This window comes from Streptoverticillium olivoreticuli subsp. olivoreticuli, from assembly GCF_003391135.1.
Classification (GTDB): domain Bacteria; phylum Actinomycetota; class Actinomycetes; order Streptomycetales; family Streptomycetaceae; genus Streptomyces; species Streptomyces blastmyceticus.
This window is the reverse complement of the sequence record NZ_CP031455.1, coordinates 8736485-8750761: the sequence shown is the minus strand read 5'-3', so window position 1 is coordinate 8750761 and position 14277 is coordinate 8736485. Positions and strand designations below refer to the sequence as shown.

Below are 14277 nucleotides of genomic sequence, written 5' to 3'. Positions count from 1 at the left end.
AAGTTGCAGTGCATCCCGCTTCCCGGCAGAAACACCTGGCCAGGGCGGTCAGACATGCAGAGCTCTCCTGAAGGCGCCCGCCGCAGGCACACAGCTCCTGGAACACAGCCCTGAACGCGCGCTGTACCGCAGCCCTTGGCCCCTCCCGGAGAGTTACCCAGCCCAGGAACCCTCTGTCCGGGGCAACACTTCACGAGCATGAGTGCTCAATCGCTGTCCACTGCCTACGTCCATCCCCTGTCACAGTCAGACCCTCTGGGTTCACCTACGTGCACGTGGCAGCTGGACATGTCAACTGAGGGCGCACCTGCTGGACTTGCGGGGGGATGCGGTGCGGGTGTACCGCACCACCGTGTCAAGACCCAGACCCAGCGGCACGCCGTCGGCTTGAGTGTGCACCCCCCGTGGGCCCTGCGGGCGGCCTCGGGGACTTTTCTGCCGCGCAGCCCGGCTCGGGGAACCGCGTTCCGCGATGAGCACCCGCATCTGGGAACCGCACATCACCTCCTTCGTCTACTGCCACTGGTGCTGCGCGGTACGGCAGCCGTGCGAGCGGCGCCACCATGATCCGGAGCCGCCTGTGGATCCGCGGATCCACACGGACCCTGGCGGAATCTACGGCTCACCGCGGCTGCACACCGTCCTCAAACGCGAGAGCATCCACGTGGGGCAAAAGGAGCGAACGCCTGATGCACGCTCGCTCCTTTTCCGGTTCGCTGTTGACGGATCCTGGGGAGTGTGTCACGCTGCCTTCAGATGGTGGTGCTGTGTGGCCGAGATGCGGTCCACACGCCACTATTTTGCTTTCGGTGGCACCTACGCTATGGCAACTGCCCTTCCTTGCGCCCCGCAGCTGGCTGATCGTCACGACGCTTATGCCGTCATGCATCCACAGCTGCCCTGTCGGAGGGGTTCTATAACTGAAGTTCCCCCCTGTACCTGGGCAGCGGGTGTCTACGCTACTGGGGTGAGGTTCCCCCGTTGTCGACAGCGCACCGGCCGGTCCCTCGCCCCGGTCGGTCTTCGCCTGCTTTACCCAGCCCCCGCAGGCCCTCCGGACTCACGCCCAGGTCCCGGGCGACCTCGGTCACCGTCTCCTCCGAGGACAGCGCCAGCGCGACCGCGTCCCGCTTGAACTCGGCCGTGTACCGCTTGCTCATGTTGCTCTTCTTGCTCACTACCTGGATTGAGGCGACCCGGTGGTGTGGACACTCTGACAATGGATCTTGTGGATCCGAGGAAGGGTGTCCTGGTGGGACGTAGGTCTCCGTATCCGGCGGAGTTCAGGAACGATGCGGTGGCGCTGTACCGGGCCGCGGGCGGGAAGCGCACGTATGCCGCGGTCGCGGCGGACGTCGGGGTGACCGGCGAGACCCTGCGCAGTTGGGTGCGCCAGGCCGACGAGATGGTCGGCCGCGACAACAGCCGCGGCGGAGAGCCGGGATGAGGAGCTGGCGAGACTGCGGGCGGAGAACGGCCGGCTGCGCAAGGCCGAGAAGGAGTGGGAACTCGAGCGGGAGATCCTGCGCCGGGCGGCCCAGTATTTCGCGGGGGATTGTGTCCTGAACACGAAAGGAAGCTGACTGTAGGGCAGCAGCCAAGAGTGATGCTGTGTGGAAGATGAAGGTTTCGTGGCCCTTCGAAGCCGCCCTGCGGGGGGAGGCTTCAAACCGCCTCATGCTGCGTTACTCCGGTTGAACTGGCGTTGTCCGCGGGGCCGTGACGTGTGGTGATCGTCGCGGTACGACGGCACCATGCGGTATGCGCAAGCAGGGCTTGCTCAAGTTCCGTGAGTGGCCGGGTTTTTGGTGATGCCCGGGACGGCCAGTGCTTGTTCGGGTTCGTGGCGGATGGCGCGGGTGGTTTTGGCGATGTTGTCGGCTCCGAGGATCTTCAGGACGCCGATGGCGAGGTTACGGAAGCTGGCCATGGCGCGGGGTGCGCTGTCGGTGTGGACGGTTGAGGCGTCCTCGGCGAAGGTGACATCTCGGATGTGGTGGGAGGAATTCTCGATCCCCCAGTGCCCGCGAATCGCAGCGGCGAGGTCGGCCGGGCTGGTCTGGTGGGTATCCAGCTGGTGACCGCGAACACGCTCTCGCGGCTCTCCGTCCGGCCGGTGGGCTTGCGGCGGCGGTGGACACGGATGGCGAGCCGGGCATGCGGGAAGGCGATCTCGCCGAGGTTGCCGGCGAGGGCGCACGTCTTGATCGACCGGGACTCGCGCCGTCCGTGGGCGGTGACGGAAGACGTGTGCTGAACCTTGATGCACGTCCAGGGAAGAGCGGCGGGCTGAGCGTACGTGGTGGGCTGGTTGGTCTTGATGACCGCGATGTAGTGGGCCTTCTTCGTCTCGACCAGCCAGGTGGTGTTGGCCTTCACCGAGTGCAGGGCGTCGAAGGTGACCACGGTGTCCGCCAGGTCGAGCGGCGCGAGCAAGGGCTTGAAGTGCCGCGTCTCGTTCGTCTTCGCGCCGATCTCGACCTGGGCGAGCGCGGCGACGGGGTGGTGCGTGACCGCGGAGAGCAGGTGACGGCGCGGCGTATCGAGGCGGGCCGAGCCCTTCAGTGCCTTGCCGTCCACGGCGATGACCCGCCGCGGACGAGTCGCCGACGCGTCCCCGCACGCCAACTTGCGGTGCTGGTCGGCCAGGTAGGCGCCCACGGCCTGGTCCAGGGCGTCGCCGTCGAGCGCCATCAGGACGCGCCCGATCGTGACCGGCTTCGGGCTGCGCCGCCAGCCGAGCAGATGACGCCGCATCCCGAGGGAAGCCAGCAGGGTGTTCGTGGCCCGCTCGCCGAACTCGGCGGTCTCGTCCAGGCTCTTCGCGCCGGACACGACCGCGCAGGCACACACCAGCAGGACCGACACCAGCGAGTGCCAGCGGCCCCGGCGCGAGCGCGGGTCGGGCACCGATGCGAGATAAGGACGCAGGTCAGCGATCCGGTCCGCATCCAGCGGACCCAGCTTCTCCAGCACGGAAGGGATAGGGGAAGATACAACGGCAGGCACGGGACATCCTCGTGATCATCTGGCTTAGTCACCACAATGATCACGAACCCCCGTGCCCGCACTGCTACCCGCCCCTACCCGCCCCTACCCGCCCCGATCGCCAACCACCCGCGCATCCACGGAACTTGACGGAGCCCTGGCTGTACCCCGCCGTCCGTGACGGTCTGCCGGTCCTGGCTGACATCGGATACATCGGCGCCGGCGGCGGTCTGCAGATTCCCTTCCGGAAACATCCCGACCTGCCCGGCGAGCTGGGCACGGACAACCAGACGTACAACAAGCTGCTACGCGGTCTCCGCTTCCCCGCCGAGCGAGCCATGGCCGAGCTCAAACAACGCTGGCGCACCCTGCAATACGTCACCCTCAGCCCGAACCGAATCGGCGCCATCACCCAAGCCGCCCTCGTCCTCAACAACGCCTGGCGACCATGAACGCTGAGAAAACCTCACTGTGTCGTCAGTTTCCCATGTTGACATTGTCACGCAATTCATATGCGACACCTTCAAAATTTGCCCGACCCGTTTCTCGAAGGAGATAGTGATGCTGGTAGCTGACATCGAAAAGCAGGCATCCAGCGGAACGCTGGAACTGTCCGACGCGGTTCTGGGGCTGGGGGCGAGATCGCGAGCGGTGTTCTCCGATGCAAATCTCGGCACTACCTGGCGGGTTAGGGATGCCAAATTTGACAGATCTTCCCTATCGGTCTCGGGTACAGCGCAATTCGCCAAGGCCGAGCGGGGGGTGAGAGTGGAGTTCGTTTCTGACCGGGACGAAAAGGTGATCGGATTGGTCATCTACGCCGATCTGGCCGGCCGCTGGGACCAGTTGGCAATCGGTCCCCAAATGCGCACCCCGGACATAAGCGTGTTCAAACCGCCGGAAGTGCACGATCCCGAAGCGCCGAAAGTGCACCATCCCGAAGCTCTTATTATGCTTGCCCCCCAGCCGTGGCGCGAGGATCCTATCGTTGGTGCCTGCTTCCACTTCGATACGCCTGGCACCACCGGTGGGCGCGGCACAACCGGTGTAGCAGGCACAGCAGCAACGAACCGTATCCATGTCATAGAAGTCGGCCAGGATAACTACAGGCTGCGTGGCAAGTTCGCGCCTATTCCGATCTCCGCCGGACTATCGGAATTGTCGGAATTAGTGTTCGGCACGGAACTTGGCACGGTGAAGTGGCCCGACGGCGTTGGCGGCTGGGTCAAAGATCTACCGGTTTCCGTGACTGATCTCGATGTGCAATACGACACCAGAACCAAAAAGGTCAACCAGATCGCCGTATCGGTCGGCGTGGTGGGAAGCGCCGGAACTCCGCTGGTCAAACTTGCCGACATGATCGAAATCGACGCCGTGGAAGTCACTTTCAGCGGCCCGCAGAACCTGGAGACAGGCATCACCGTGCGCGGTGCCGTCGACGGCTACTCCGTGGTCCTGGACGGCAGGTATTCCCCCGGTTATGGCACTCGGCTATCTGGCCGCTTCAAGCTGCCTGGCTCCATCAAGGGCAAGGGCTTCACCGGCGGCTGCCCACCTGAACTCGACCTCACCGGTGCCGACGACAACACCCTGGAAATCCAGATCAACCCCGCCGCCAAGGAATACAGTCTCGAGTGTCTGCTCGGCGGCACGAACCCTGTGTGGCGGCTCAACGACAATCTCGCCGTCACCGACCTGTCGCTGAACGTCGCCGGCAGCGGCAGCACCCTGACCTACACCGGTTTTTCCGGAGGTCTGAAAATCGCCGACACCACAGTCCGCCTGATGGGTCATCGCGGCGACATCAGTTGGACCTTCAGTGGTGAACTCGAAAACCTGCCTCTGGCTGAATTCACCGAGTGGTTCAATAATTCCTTCACAGTCTTCCCCTTTCAGCTGCCCGCCACCACTATCAACACACTCGGCATCAGCGTCACCAACAGCAGCCTGCAACGTGTATTCGGTTTCACGCTGGACACCGCATTCGACACGAGCGCGCCCACCCCTGCGAACCTCACTGTCCGGGTCGACCTCACTCAAACCCGCTCTAAGCCCGAGGCCGGCTGGAGCCAGCTCGATCTCGAAGCCGGTGCCGAGCTCCAATTCGCCCTTCCGGGCACACCCGACCTCACGCTCAGCCTCGTCGGCGATCTCACATACAGGACCGGGGCCGATCCCTACTGGACACTCACCGGCAGTTTCACCACCACCGATGACACTCTCACCGTCGCCACCCTCCTCACCGCCCTCGATATCCCCGTTGCCGACTTACCCGCCGTCTTTTCCGGGATCGACCTCAAAGATATCACCGCCAGTCTCACCCATTCGAACAAAGGCCACGCCCTAGCACTCAACATCGCCGATACCCACATTGCTTACGTGTCCCTCAAGGAAAAAGAAATCGCCACAACGGCGGTCGACCTGCTGGTACCGGCCTGAAGCAGCCCGCTTTTCATCCGTTCGACAGTTCGACAGGAGCGGGAAGTAACAGAAGCCGACGCCTGGCCGTTTCGCGGAATAATTAAAGGACGATCAATGGACAGAACATACACCGTGTGCTTCAGCGGGACATCGTGCACTCGTGATGAGGGCGAGGAGTCACGCTCTGATAGTGACAAGCGGATCTACAGCAAAGAAACCGGCTATATCCCGGTCCGTATCCACATGGAGATCTCCGGCGACCGCTTGGAAGCCACGAATCCCAGCGTGATCGTGCGCGGCGTGGGAGCGAACGACTGGGGCAACGTAGATATCAGCGAAGCGCTTACCTTGAATGCTCCGCTGAAGATTCCCCCGGGCCTCAAAGAGGCTACTGAGCAGTATTCGCGGGGCGATCGGCGGTCTGATATTGGCGTTAATATGGACACTGCCATCGGTCGGACGTCGGCGGCCGCCCTTGCTCTGCATGGCGCGAACCTGGCTGCCGCCAGCGATGCGACGGCGTATAACTTCATCGGGCACAGTCGGGGCGCCGTGGAATGCATGATGGCCGCCTGGTTCCTGTATGCCTACGGTGGGGCAAAGAAGGACGTCCCCGTGCGCATTTTCGCGATCGATCCGGTTCCTGGCCCCGGAACGTGGTACTCGATCATGACCAAGCTGGCCCCGAACGTCACCAACTACGTTGGGATCACCGCCTGGGACCACATCGGCGAATCCCTGGACAGACTCTTCGACCCCGGACTTGTGCCCAAGCCCAACGCGAAGATGGCACGGATCAGCACAGCCGAACCGGATGTGAGGAAGCTGAACAAGCTGGGATGGAAAGACCTTGCCGACAGCTACCTGAGCGGGCGCGCGAACCCGCTGGAACCCGCCAAAATCGCTGGCACCCCTCAGCCCGACGGCTATCGGCTGTTCGCGTGCCGTGGACGACATGCGACGGTCGCCGGGAACACGACCCGTGACGGGAAGTACGACCCGACCAACGCCGACACCAGCGTCGCGCGGGTTCCGCACCTGGTCTACAAGATGGCCAGGGCCTATCTCACGGACTGGGGAACGGTTTTTTCACGAGAGCCGGCTGTTGATCTTGGTGCGCTGGAGCTGCGGCAGAGGATTAACCTCGATCACGGCGCCTTCGACAAGATGGGCGGTGGGTCGCGGCGCGACAAGGTCGTGTTCGGCGATTTACGCACCGCGATCTCGGGACGCGACGGCGACGTACGGTACGTCTCGTCAGCCTACGGCAGAAACCCCATGAACAAGAAGTACCTCGAGGACGTGGCCGGGGACCCTTCATACCGCCAGCCTTATCCCGTGACCGCCAAACGCACCGGCGCCGGCTGGGTGCACTGGACCTATCTTTAGGCAGGGCTCCGTCAAGTTCCGTGGATGCGCGGGTGGTTGGCGATCGGGGCGGGTAGGGGCGGGTAGGGGCGGGTAGCAGTGCGGGCACGGGGGTTCGTGATCATTGTGGTGACTAAGCCAGATGATCACGAGGATGTCCCGTGCCTGCCGTTGTATCTTCCCCTATCCCTTCCGTGCTGGAGAAGCTGGGTCCGCTGGATGCGGACCGGATCGCTGACCTGCGTCCTTATCTCGCATCGGTGCCCGACCCGCGCTCGCGCCGGGGCCGCTGGCACTCGCTGGTGTCGGTCCTGCTGGTGTGTGCCTGCGCGGTCGTGTCCGGCGCGAAGAGCCTGGACGAGACCGCCGAGTTCGGCGAGCGGGCCACGAACACCCTGCTGGCTTCCCTCGGGATGCGGCGTCATCTGCTCGGCTGGCGGCGCAGCCCGAAGCCGGTCACGATCGGGCGCGTCCTGATGGCGCTCGACGGCGACGCCCTGGACCAGGCCGTGGGCGCCTACCTGGCCGACCAGCACCGCAAGTTGGCGTGCGGGGACGCGTCGGCGACTCGTCCGCGGCGGGTCATCGCCGTGGACGGCAAGGCACTGAAGGGCTCGGCCCGCCTCGATACGCCGCGCCGTCACCTGCTCTCCGCGGTCACGCACCACCCCGTCGCCGCGCTCGCCCAGGTCGAGATCGGCGCGAAGACGAACGAGACGCGGCACTTCAAGCCCTTGCTCGCGCCGCTCGACCTGGCGGACACCGTGGTCACCTTCGACGCCCTGCACTCGGTGAAGGCCAACACCACCTGGCTGGTCGAGACGAAGAAGGCCCACTACATCGCGGTCATCAAGACCAACCAGCCCACCACGTACGCTCAGCCCGCCGCTCTTCCCTGGACGTGCATCAAGGTTCAGCACACGTCTTCCGTCACCGCCCACGGACGGCGCGAGTCCCGGTCGATCAAGACGTGCGCCCTCGCCGGCAACCTCGGCGAGATCGCCTTCCCGCATGCCCGGCTCGCCATCCGTGTCCACCGCCGCCGCAAGCCCACCGGCCGGACGGAGAGCCGCGAGAGCGTGTTCGCGGTCACCAGCTGGATACCCACCAGACCAGCCCGGCCGACCTCGCCGCTGCGATTCGCGGGCACTGGGGGATCGAGAATTCCTCCCACCACATCCGAGATGTCACCTTCGCCGAGGACGCCTCAACCGTCCACACCGACAGCGCACCCCGCGCCATGGCCAGCTTCCGTAACCTCGCCATCGGCGTCCTGAAGATCCTCGGAGCCGACAACATCGCCAAAACCACCCGCGCCATCCGCCACGAACCCGAACAAGCACTGGCCGTCCCGGGCATCACCAAAAACCCGGCCACTCACGGAACTTGAGCAAGCCCTGATTCCCTCCGGCACCAGACGTAAACCTACTTCAGACTCGAAACGCTAAGGGAGACAAGCCATGGATGAAAGCGTCAAAGTCAAACATCTGCCCAACGAAGCCCCTAACTATATCCGGCTCATGGACACGCCGCGGGTCTGGGGAAGGCCGTTCGGCCCGGCGATCATGCAGCAGTCGTGGGCTCGGCAGGGCGAGTTCCAGCGGGCACTGGAGGAGGTCGTCCAAAAATCTCGGTATCGCTGCGACATAGCGTCTCTCAACGCCCCGGATCCGGCTTGGGCCGGCATCATTCTCGGTGCCATGGACACCGCGCTGAGCCAGAAGATCCTCCGGCCCGCGCCCACACAGTTCCGGTTCCTGTTCGGCCAGACGCCAACGGCGCTTAAAGAATACGGCGCCCCTGAGAACTACACGCTGTTGAAGCAGGCCGTCATCCGCATGGTCCGAGAGCGGAGCAGACACTGGACGCACCTCCCAGAAATCTGGTTGGGGCGTTACTACCAGATGGCGGGCGGAATAGCGGCTGCCATCAACTGGAAACTCTTCGGGGACGTTGTAGAAGCACCCGACGAGAGGATGACCTGGAACCACTCGAAGATCATTGTCGCCGACGCCACGGAGGTACTGGCCGGCGGGCACAACCTGAACATGGACCTGTTCCTGAGCTATCCGCCCGTGCACGACCTGTCGGTCGTGGTCCATGGGCCAGCAGCGGCGGACGCGCACACCTATTTGGATAAGATGTGGGCTTGCGGAAAAGACCTGCTGGCCGTCGAGCGACTCGAGGCACTCAAAAGCGCGAAACCGAAATGGGAGGATCATACCAACACCCAGACCCGGCCCGCCAACCCGCTCAAATCGCCGAATGTAATCGAGAACGTCCGTAAAAGTCAGCGAGAGATTGTGGAATTGCACCAAGGCGTCGCCCCTGCGGTGTCGGCTGGTTCACCGAGCCCGGTGCCCCGCGACCAGTACCAGGTGCTCGACGGCGACCTCGATACAGACGTCTTCCCCGTGCGACAGACGTTCGCGGGATACGACGCGCTCGGCGAATATAAGCTCGCCACCAGATACGGGTCGGTGGGTAAGTACTGGTCCAAGACAGAAAAAGGGGGGTACGAGGACGACTCCGGGAAAATGAAGGAAGACCTCATCCTGGGCGCGGAGCGCACTATCAAGATGTCGCAGATGGACCTCATCAGCGCGTGGAAGAAGAATTGGAAGGACCATGTCGTTTGCCACTCGATCCTGAAGGCGTTGCTGGAAAAGAAGGATTTGACCGTGCAGGTGGTGGTGTCACCACTAGATGCCGGGGCGGGTGCGGGGGGGGACCAGTATTCGTTCGGATCCGGCGCGGTCCGCACATTCTCACTGATGCGCTACTACATGCTGCACGACGTGGAGACCGACGCCGAGTATCCTGACCAGGACAGGCGACTTGAAGCTTTGAGCCGACTGTTCATTGCCCCGTTCTACTACACGGATGTCCCATCCCGAAACACCGTCGAGGGCAAGACCTACAAGTGGCCGCATCTCCCCACGGCGGGTTTTACCGCCACGCTCAAGCAGCCGCCACTGAGCGAGCGGCGCCCGAAGGAGGGCGTGATCGGCGATGCCTATGAGGCCGCGCAGAAAGGGAAGGGTTTTGGATTTGACCTTCTTAAATTGAGATTGACATCCACGACGGTTCCCTCGGCACCCGGCAATCACGCGAAGCTGATGGTGATCGACGACGAGGTGTATGTGGTCGGGTCGGACAACCTGTACCCAGGGTTCCTATCGGAATTCAACTACGTCATCGAGGGCGAAGAAGCGGTGGCCGACCTGCTCGAGAACTATTGGAATCCGCTGTGGGGATATGCGAGCAGGCATGCCCTGTCCGGTGGAAGGCCCGGTTCGTGTTGTGGGGGACCGGACAAATGCTGGTGTACTCGCGACCTGGCTCCCAGGGGCCTTTGCAAGCTCGTGTGATGCAGGGCTCCGTCAAGTTCCGTGGATGCGCGGGTGGTTGGCGATCGGGGCGGGTAGGGGCGGGTAGGGGCGGGTAGCAGTGCGGGCACGGGGGTTCGTGATCATTGTGGTGACTAAGCCAGATGATCACGAGGATGTCCCGTGCCTGCCGTTGTATCTTCCCCTATCCCTTCCGTGCTGGAGAAGCTGGGTCCGCTGGATGCGGACCGGATCGCTGACCTGCGTCCTTATCTCGCATCGGTGCCCGACCCGCGCTCGCGCCGGGGCCGCTGGCACTCGCTGGTGTCGGTCCTGCTGGTGTGTGCCTGCGCGGTCGTGTCCGGCGCGAAGAGCCTGGACGAGACCGCCGAGTTCGGCGAGCGGGCCACGAACACCCTGCTGGCTTCCCTCGGGATGCGGCGTCATCTGCTCGGCTGGCGGCGCAGCCCGAAGCCGGTCACGATCGGGCGCGTCCTGATGGCGCTCGACGGCGACGCCCTGGACCAGGCCGTGGGCGCCTACCTGGCCGACCAGCACCGCAAGTTGGCGTGCGGGGACGCGTCGGCGACTCGTCCGCGGCGGGTCATCGCCGTGGACGGCAAGGCACTGAAGGGCTCGGCCCGCCTCGATACGCCGCGCCGTCACCTGCTCTCCGCGGTCACGCACCACCCCGTCGCCGCGCTCGCCCAGGTCGAGATCGGCGCGAAGACGAACGAGACGCGGCACTTCAAGCCCTTGCTCGCGCCGCTCGACCTGGCGGACACCGTGGTCACCTTCGACGCCCTGCACTCGGTGAAGGCCAACACCACCTGGCTGGTCGAGACGAAGAAGGCCCACTACATCGCGGTCATCAAGACCAACCAGCCCACCACGTACGCTCAGCCCGCCGCTCTTCCCTGGACGTGCATCAAGGTTCAGCACACGTCTTCCGTCACCGCCCACGGACGGCGCGAGTCCCGGTCGATCAAGACGTGCGCCCTCGCCGGCAACCTCGGCGAGATCGCCTTCCCGCATGCCCGGCTCGCCATCCGTGTCCACCGCCGCCGCAAGCCCACCGGCCGGACGGAGAGCCGCGAGAGCGTGTTCGCGGTCACCAGCTGGATACCCACCAGACCAGCCCGGCCGACCTCGCCGCTGCGATTCGCGGGCACTGGGGGATCGAGAATTCCTCCCACCACATCCGAGATGTCACCTTCGCCGAGGACGCCTCAACCGTCCACACCGACAGCGCACCCCGCGCCATGGCCAGCTTCCGTAACCTCGCCATCGGCGTCCTGAAGATCCTCGGAGCCGACAACATCGCCAAAACCACCCGCGCCATCCGCCACGAACCCGAACAAGCACTGGCCGTCCCGGGCATCACCAAAAACCCGGCCACTCACGGAACTTGAGCAAGCCCTGGCACGCGGTGCCCCGGCCGCAGCCAGCCGCTGTGCACGATGTCGTTGAGCAGTAGTGGGATCGACGCTGCCAAGGTATTGCCGACGCGGTCGATGTTGACCGCCACGCGCTCCTCCGGCAGTTCCAACTCCTCGGCGACGGCCTGTACGATCCGCACGTTGGCCTGGTGGCCGACGAACCATTCGATGTCATCGACGGTCCACCCCACACGGTCGAGCACGGCACGGGATGAGGCCGACATCCGCTCCACGGCCTGTGTGTACAGTGGCCTGCCCTCCATCCGTAGGTACCAGTCCTCCGTCGGCACGGAGCCATGGCCGAGGCCCGCTGAACCGGAGCGCTGCCTCGAACCGCCGGCGGGAACGGCCAGCAAATCGGCGAGTGCGCCATCACTGCCCAGGTCGAAGGGGCCGAGCGCCCCGGGCTCGTCCGCCTCGCCGCGGCGCAGCACCACCGCCCCCGCCCCGTCCCCGAAGATCGGCGCCGTCGTGCGGTCCTCAGGGTTGACCAGGGTCGTGAACGCCTCAGCGCCGATGAACAGCACACTGTCCGCAACCTCGGCGGCGATGAGCCCGGCTGCAGTGGCGAGCCCATAGAGGAACCCGCTGCACGCCGATGTCAGGTCGTAGGCGGGCACCGTGCGCAGACCCAGCAACGAGGCAACCTCCGGCGCCACAGCTGGGCATAAACAGTCGAACGAGGTGGTGGCCAGCACCACGGCGTCCGCCGCTGTCCCCCCGGCAGATTTGAGCGCCCTCGCCCCAGCTTCCACCGCCAGGTCCCTGGTGGACAGTCCACCGGAGACCACACGTCGCTCGCTGATCCCCGTGCGGGTGCGAATCCATTCGTCGGTGGAGTCCAAGACTGCGCACAGATCGTCGTTGGTCACCACATGCGGGGGCAGCCAGCCCCCGAGTCCCGCGATTACCGCTGCCATCAGAAACCCCCTCCGGCCACTTTCCCAGAAACTCCGGTGAACAGGGATTCCAGAATCCCGCTGACCGGCGGCGGCCACTTTTCCATGTCCTTGCGCCGCCCCTCAATTGACCTTTGGGACATGTACCAAAGAACAATATTGAGCCTCTGGGTACGGCACGTACGGTGGCGCAATGAGCGCGACTCCTGCCGAACTCGAAGGCGTACTTCCCGAAGGCCGGATCCTGTCCGACCCGGGGGTGCTGGCCTCCTACGCGCACGACGAGGCGGAACGGGCGCCCTACACCTTGCCTGCCGCCGTGGCACGGCCACAGTGCACCGAGGAGGTGGCCGCACTCGTCTCGTGGTGCGCGGCACACGGCGTCCCGGTCGTGGCGCGAGGGGCGGGCACCGGGCTGTCCGGCGGCGCCAACGCCGTCGAAGGCTGCGTCGTCGTGTCCTTCGAGGCCATGAACGCCGTACTCCGCATCGACCCGGAAGAACGCTTGACCATAGTCCAGCCAGGCGTCATCAACGACCATCTCAGCGAGGTATGCGCCGAGCACGGCCTGTGGTACCCCCCGGACCCGGCGAGCTCCCCCTGGTCCACGATCGGCGGGAACGTCGCCACCAACGCGGGCGGGCTGTGCTGCGTGAAGTACGGGGTGACGCGCGACTACGTTCTCGGCTTGGAAGCCGTCGTCGGGACTGGCGAAGTCGTACGGCTCGGCCGCCGCAGCGCCAAGGGCGTTGCCGGATACGACCTGACCGGCCTGATGGTCGGTTCCGAGGGCACCCTTGGCCTCATCACCGAGATCACCCTGCGATTGCGGGGCCCCCGGCCGATGGAGCGCACGGTCGTCGGTTACTTCCCCGACGCGTCCACCGCAGGCCGGGCGGTCGCCGCGATCGCTGCCGCGGGGGTGGTGCCCAGTGCCCTCGAACTCGTCGACCGCTTCTGCCTGGAAGCGGTCGACGCCCGGAAGCAGATGGGGCTCGCTGCAGCGGGGGACGTCCTGCTGCTGGCCCGCTGCGACGCACCCGGCGCGGCAGGCGATGAGGAGGCCGCTACAGTGCTCGCCTCGTTCAACGCCGCCGGCGCCACCTGGAGCGCCCGCTCCTCCGACCAAGCCGAGGCGGACGCCCTGTTCACCGCACGCCGTCTGGTGTACCCCGCGCTGGAACGGCTCGGCCAGGTGCTCACCGAGGACGTGTGCGTACCCCGCATGAAGGTCCCCGACATGCTCGCGTGCATTGAAGGCATCGCCAGGCGCCACGAAGTCCGCATCGCAGGACTCGCACACGCGGGGGACGGGAACCTGCACCCGGTGATCGTGGTCCCCTATGGCGACGATGCGGCGCGTGCCCGTGGTCACGTGGCCCTGGAATGCGTCATCGACAAAGCCCTGGCGCTGGGAGGCACGGTCACCGGGGAACACGGTGTGGGGCTACTCAAGAGACGTGGCCTTGCCGCGGAGTTAAGCCCGCAAGCGCTCGCTCTGCATCGTGCCGTCAAGAACGCATTGGACACGACGGGGATCTTCAACCCTGGCAAGGTGTTCCTATGACGGTACCGTCACTGCCCTGCTTGCCTGATCATCAACACCTCCCGGTATCAGGCCAACTGACACAGTGCGGCGAGGGCCGCTGCGGCCCAGACCGTCACCAGTAGACGACTCGGGCCGCGGTCACCATCAGGACGCCGGGGGTTCGCGATCAACGGTGGATCTTCGAAAGGGAAGTGACACCTGATGGCAGACGTCGGCATGTCGGCCGAGGCCGTGGAGAAAGTCAGGTGGGTGTAGCTCCGGGTCGGGTAGCCCGGGGGAATCCC

The 14277-nt window shown here is 64.9% G+C and carries 14 protein-coding genes; 10 read left to right on the top strand and 4 right to left on the bottom strand.

The features are described from left to right. Positions 1-959 precede the first annotated feature (959 nt). Positions 960-1160, bottom strand: coding sequence for a transposase (locus DXZ73_RS37455; RefSeq protein ID WP_116215330.1), 201 nt, complete (start codon positions 1158-1160; stop codon positions 960-962). Between the two features lie 92 nt (positions 1161-1252). Here DXZ73_RS37455 and DXZ73_RS40205 point away from each other — a divergent pair, with 92 nt between their 5' ends. After that, positions 1253-1447: a transposase gene (locus tag DXZ73_RS40205; RefSeq protein WP_162889897.1), complete on the top strand. Its 195-nt coding sequence runs from the start codon at positions 1253-1255 to the stop codon at positions 1445-1447. A gap of 333 nt (positions 1448-1780) precedes the next feature. Here the strand turns inward: DXZ73_RS40205 and DXZ73_RS39935 are convergent, their stop codons facing one another. Continuing rightward, a complete protein-coding gene (locus DXZ73_RS39935; RefSeq protein ID WP_240351842.1) occupies positions 1781-1930 on the bottom strand; it encodes a hypothetical protein in 150 nt (49 codons plus the stop codon). After that, the gene (locus DXZ73_RS37445; RefSeq protein WP_425315801.1) at positions 1894-2976 is read right to left on the bottom strand and encodes an ISAs1 family transposase; all 1083 of its coding nucleotides are present in this window, start codon (positions 2974-2976) and stop codon (positions 1894-1896) included. The genes DXZ73_RS39935 and DXZ73_RS37445 overlap by 37 nt, the downstream gene beginning before the upstream one ends. 158 nt (positions 2977-3134) lie before the next feature. On the opposite strand from DXZ73_RS37445, the gene DXZ73_RS37440 reads away from it, so the two are divergent. The 8 genes from DXZ73_RS37440 to DXZ73_RS39925 all read left to right on the top strand — a co-directional run bounded on the left by DXZ73_RS37440 (position 3135) and on the right by DXZ73_RS39925 (position 11518). Beyond that, positions 3135-3440: a transposase family protein gene (locus tag DXZ73_RS37440; protein WP_162889898.1), complete on the top strand. Its 306-nt coding sequence runs from the start codon at positions 3135-3137 to the stop codon at positions 3438-3440. A 109-nt stretch (positions 3441-3549) separates the two neighbouring features. Then, complete coding sequence (locus tag DXZ73_RS38620) at positions 3550-5427, top strand: hypothetical protein (RefSeq protein ID WP_162889899.1); 1878 nt, start codon at positions 3550-3552, stop codon at positions 5425-5427. Between the two features lie 96 nt (positions 5428-5523). Then, positions 5524-6798 (top strand): Tat pathway signal protein, encoded by a 1275-nt coding sequence (locus tag DXZ73_RS37430; RefSeq protein WP_116209039.1) that lies wholly within the window; start codon positions 5524-5526, stop codon positions 6796-6798. Between the two features lie 173 nt (positions 6799-6971). Beyond that, positions 6972-8054, top strand: coding sequence for an ISAs1 family transposase (locus tag DXZ73_RS37425; protein WP_425315801.1), 1083 nt, complete (start codon positions 6972-6974; stop codon positions 8052-8054). Then, entirely contained in the window at positions 8018-8167 is a 150-nt protein-coding gene (locus DXZ73_RS39930) for a hypothetical protein (RefSeq protein WP_240351842.1), read from the top strand. Before DXZ73_RS37425 ends, DXZ73_RS39930 begins: the two co-directional genes overlap by 37 nt. A gap of 70 nt (positions 8168-8237) precedes the next feature. Further along, positions 8238-10148 (top strand): hypothetical protein, encoded by a 1911-nt coding sequence (locus tag DXZ73_RS37420; protein WP_205519064.1) that lies wholly within the window; start codon positions 8238-8240, stop codon positions 10146-10148. A 174-nt stretch (positions 10149-10322) separates the two neighbouring features. After that, complete coding sequence (locus DXZ73_RS37415; protein ID WP_425315801.1) at positions 10323-11405, top strand: ISAs1 family transposase; 1083 nt, start codon at positions 10323-10325, stop codon at positions 11403-11405. Continuing rightward, positions 11369-11518, top strand: coding sequence for a hypothetical protein (locus DXZ73_RS39925; protein WP_240351842.1), 150 nt, complete (start codon positions 11369-11371; stop codon positions 11516-11518). The genes DXZ73_RS37415 and DXZ73_RS39925 overlap by 37 nt, the downstream gene beginning before the upstream one ends. On the opposite strand, the gene DXZ73_RS37410 is transcribed toward DXZ73_RS39925, so the two are convergent. Beyond that, entirely contained in the window at positions 11506-12465 is a 960-nt protein-coding gene (locus DXZ73_RS37410) for a beta-ketoacyl-ACP synthase III (RefSeq protein ID WP_116209041.1), read from the bottom strand. The genes DXZ73_RS39925 and DXZ73_RS37410 overlap by 13 nt on opposite strands. A 172-nt stretch (positions 12466-12637) precedes the next feature. Between DXZ73_RS37410 and DXZ73_RS37405 the strand changes: the two genes are divergently transcribed. Further along, entirely contained in the window at positions 12638-14011 is a 1374-nt protein-coding gene (locus DXZ73_RS37405) for an FAD-binding oxidoreductase (RefSeq protein WP_116209043.1), read from the top strand. Positions 14012-14277 lie beyond the last annotated feature (266 nt).

What these genes read in the sequence shown, in the direction of transcription:
- DXZ73_RS38620 (WP_162889899.1), top strand. Translation starts at nt 3,550, where the DNA reads ATGCTGGTAGCTGACATCGAAAAGCAGGCATCCAGCGGAACGCTGGAA.
- DXZ73_RS37410 (WP_116209041.1), bottom strand. Translation starts at nt 12,465, where the DNA reads ATGGCAGCGGTAATCGCGGGACTCGGGGGCTGGCTGCCCCCGCATGTG.
- DXZ73_RS37455 (WP_116215330.1), bottom strand. Translation starts at nt 1,160, where the DNA reads ATGAGCAAGCGGTACACGGCCGAGTTCAAGCGGGACGCGGTCGCGCTG.
- DXZ73_RS39935 (WP_240351842.1), bottom strand. Translation starts at nt 1,930, where the DNA reads ATGGCCAGCTTCCGTAACCTCGCCATCGGCGTCCTGAAGATCCTCGGA.
- DXZ73_RS39925 (WP_240351842.1), top strand. Translation starts at nt 11,369, where the DNA reads ATGGCCAGCTTCCGTAACCTCGCCATCGGCGTCCTGAAGATCCTCGGA.
- DXZ73_RS37430 (WP_116209039.1), top strand. Translation starts at nt 5,524, where the DNA reads ATGGACAGAACATACACCGTGTGCTTCAGCGGGACATCGTGCACTCGT.
- DXZ73_RS37405 (WP_116209043.1), top strand. Translation starts at nt 12,638, where the DNA reads ATGAGCGCGACTCCTGCCGAACTCGAAGGCGTACTTCCCGAAGGCCGG.
- DXZ73_RS37420 (WP_205519064.1), top strand. Translation starts at nt 8,238, where the DNA reads ATGGATGAAAGCGTCAAAGTCAAACATCTGCCCAACGAAGCCCCTAAC.
- DXZ73_RS39930 (WP_240351842.1), top strand. Translation starts at nt 8,018, where the DNA reads ATGGCCAGCTTCCGTAACCTCGCCATCGGCGTCCTGAAGATCCTCGGA.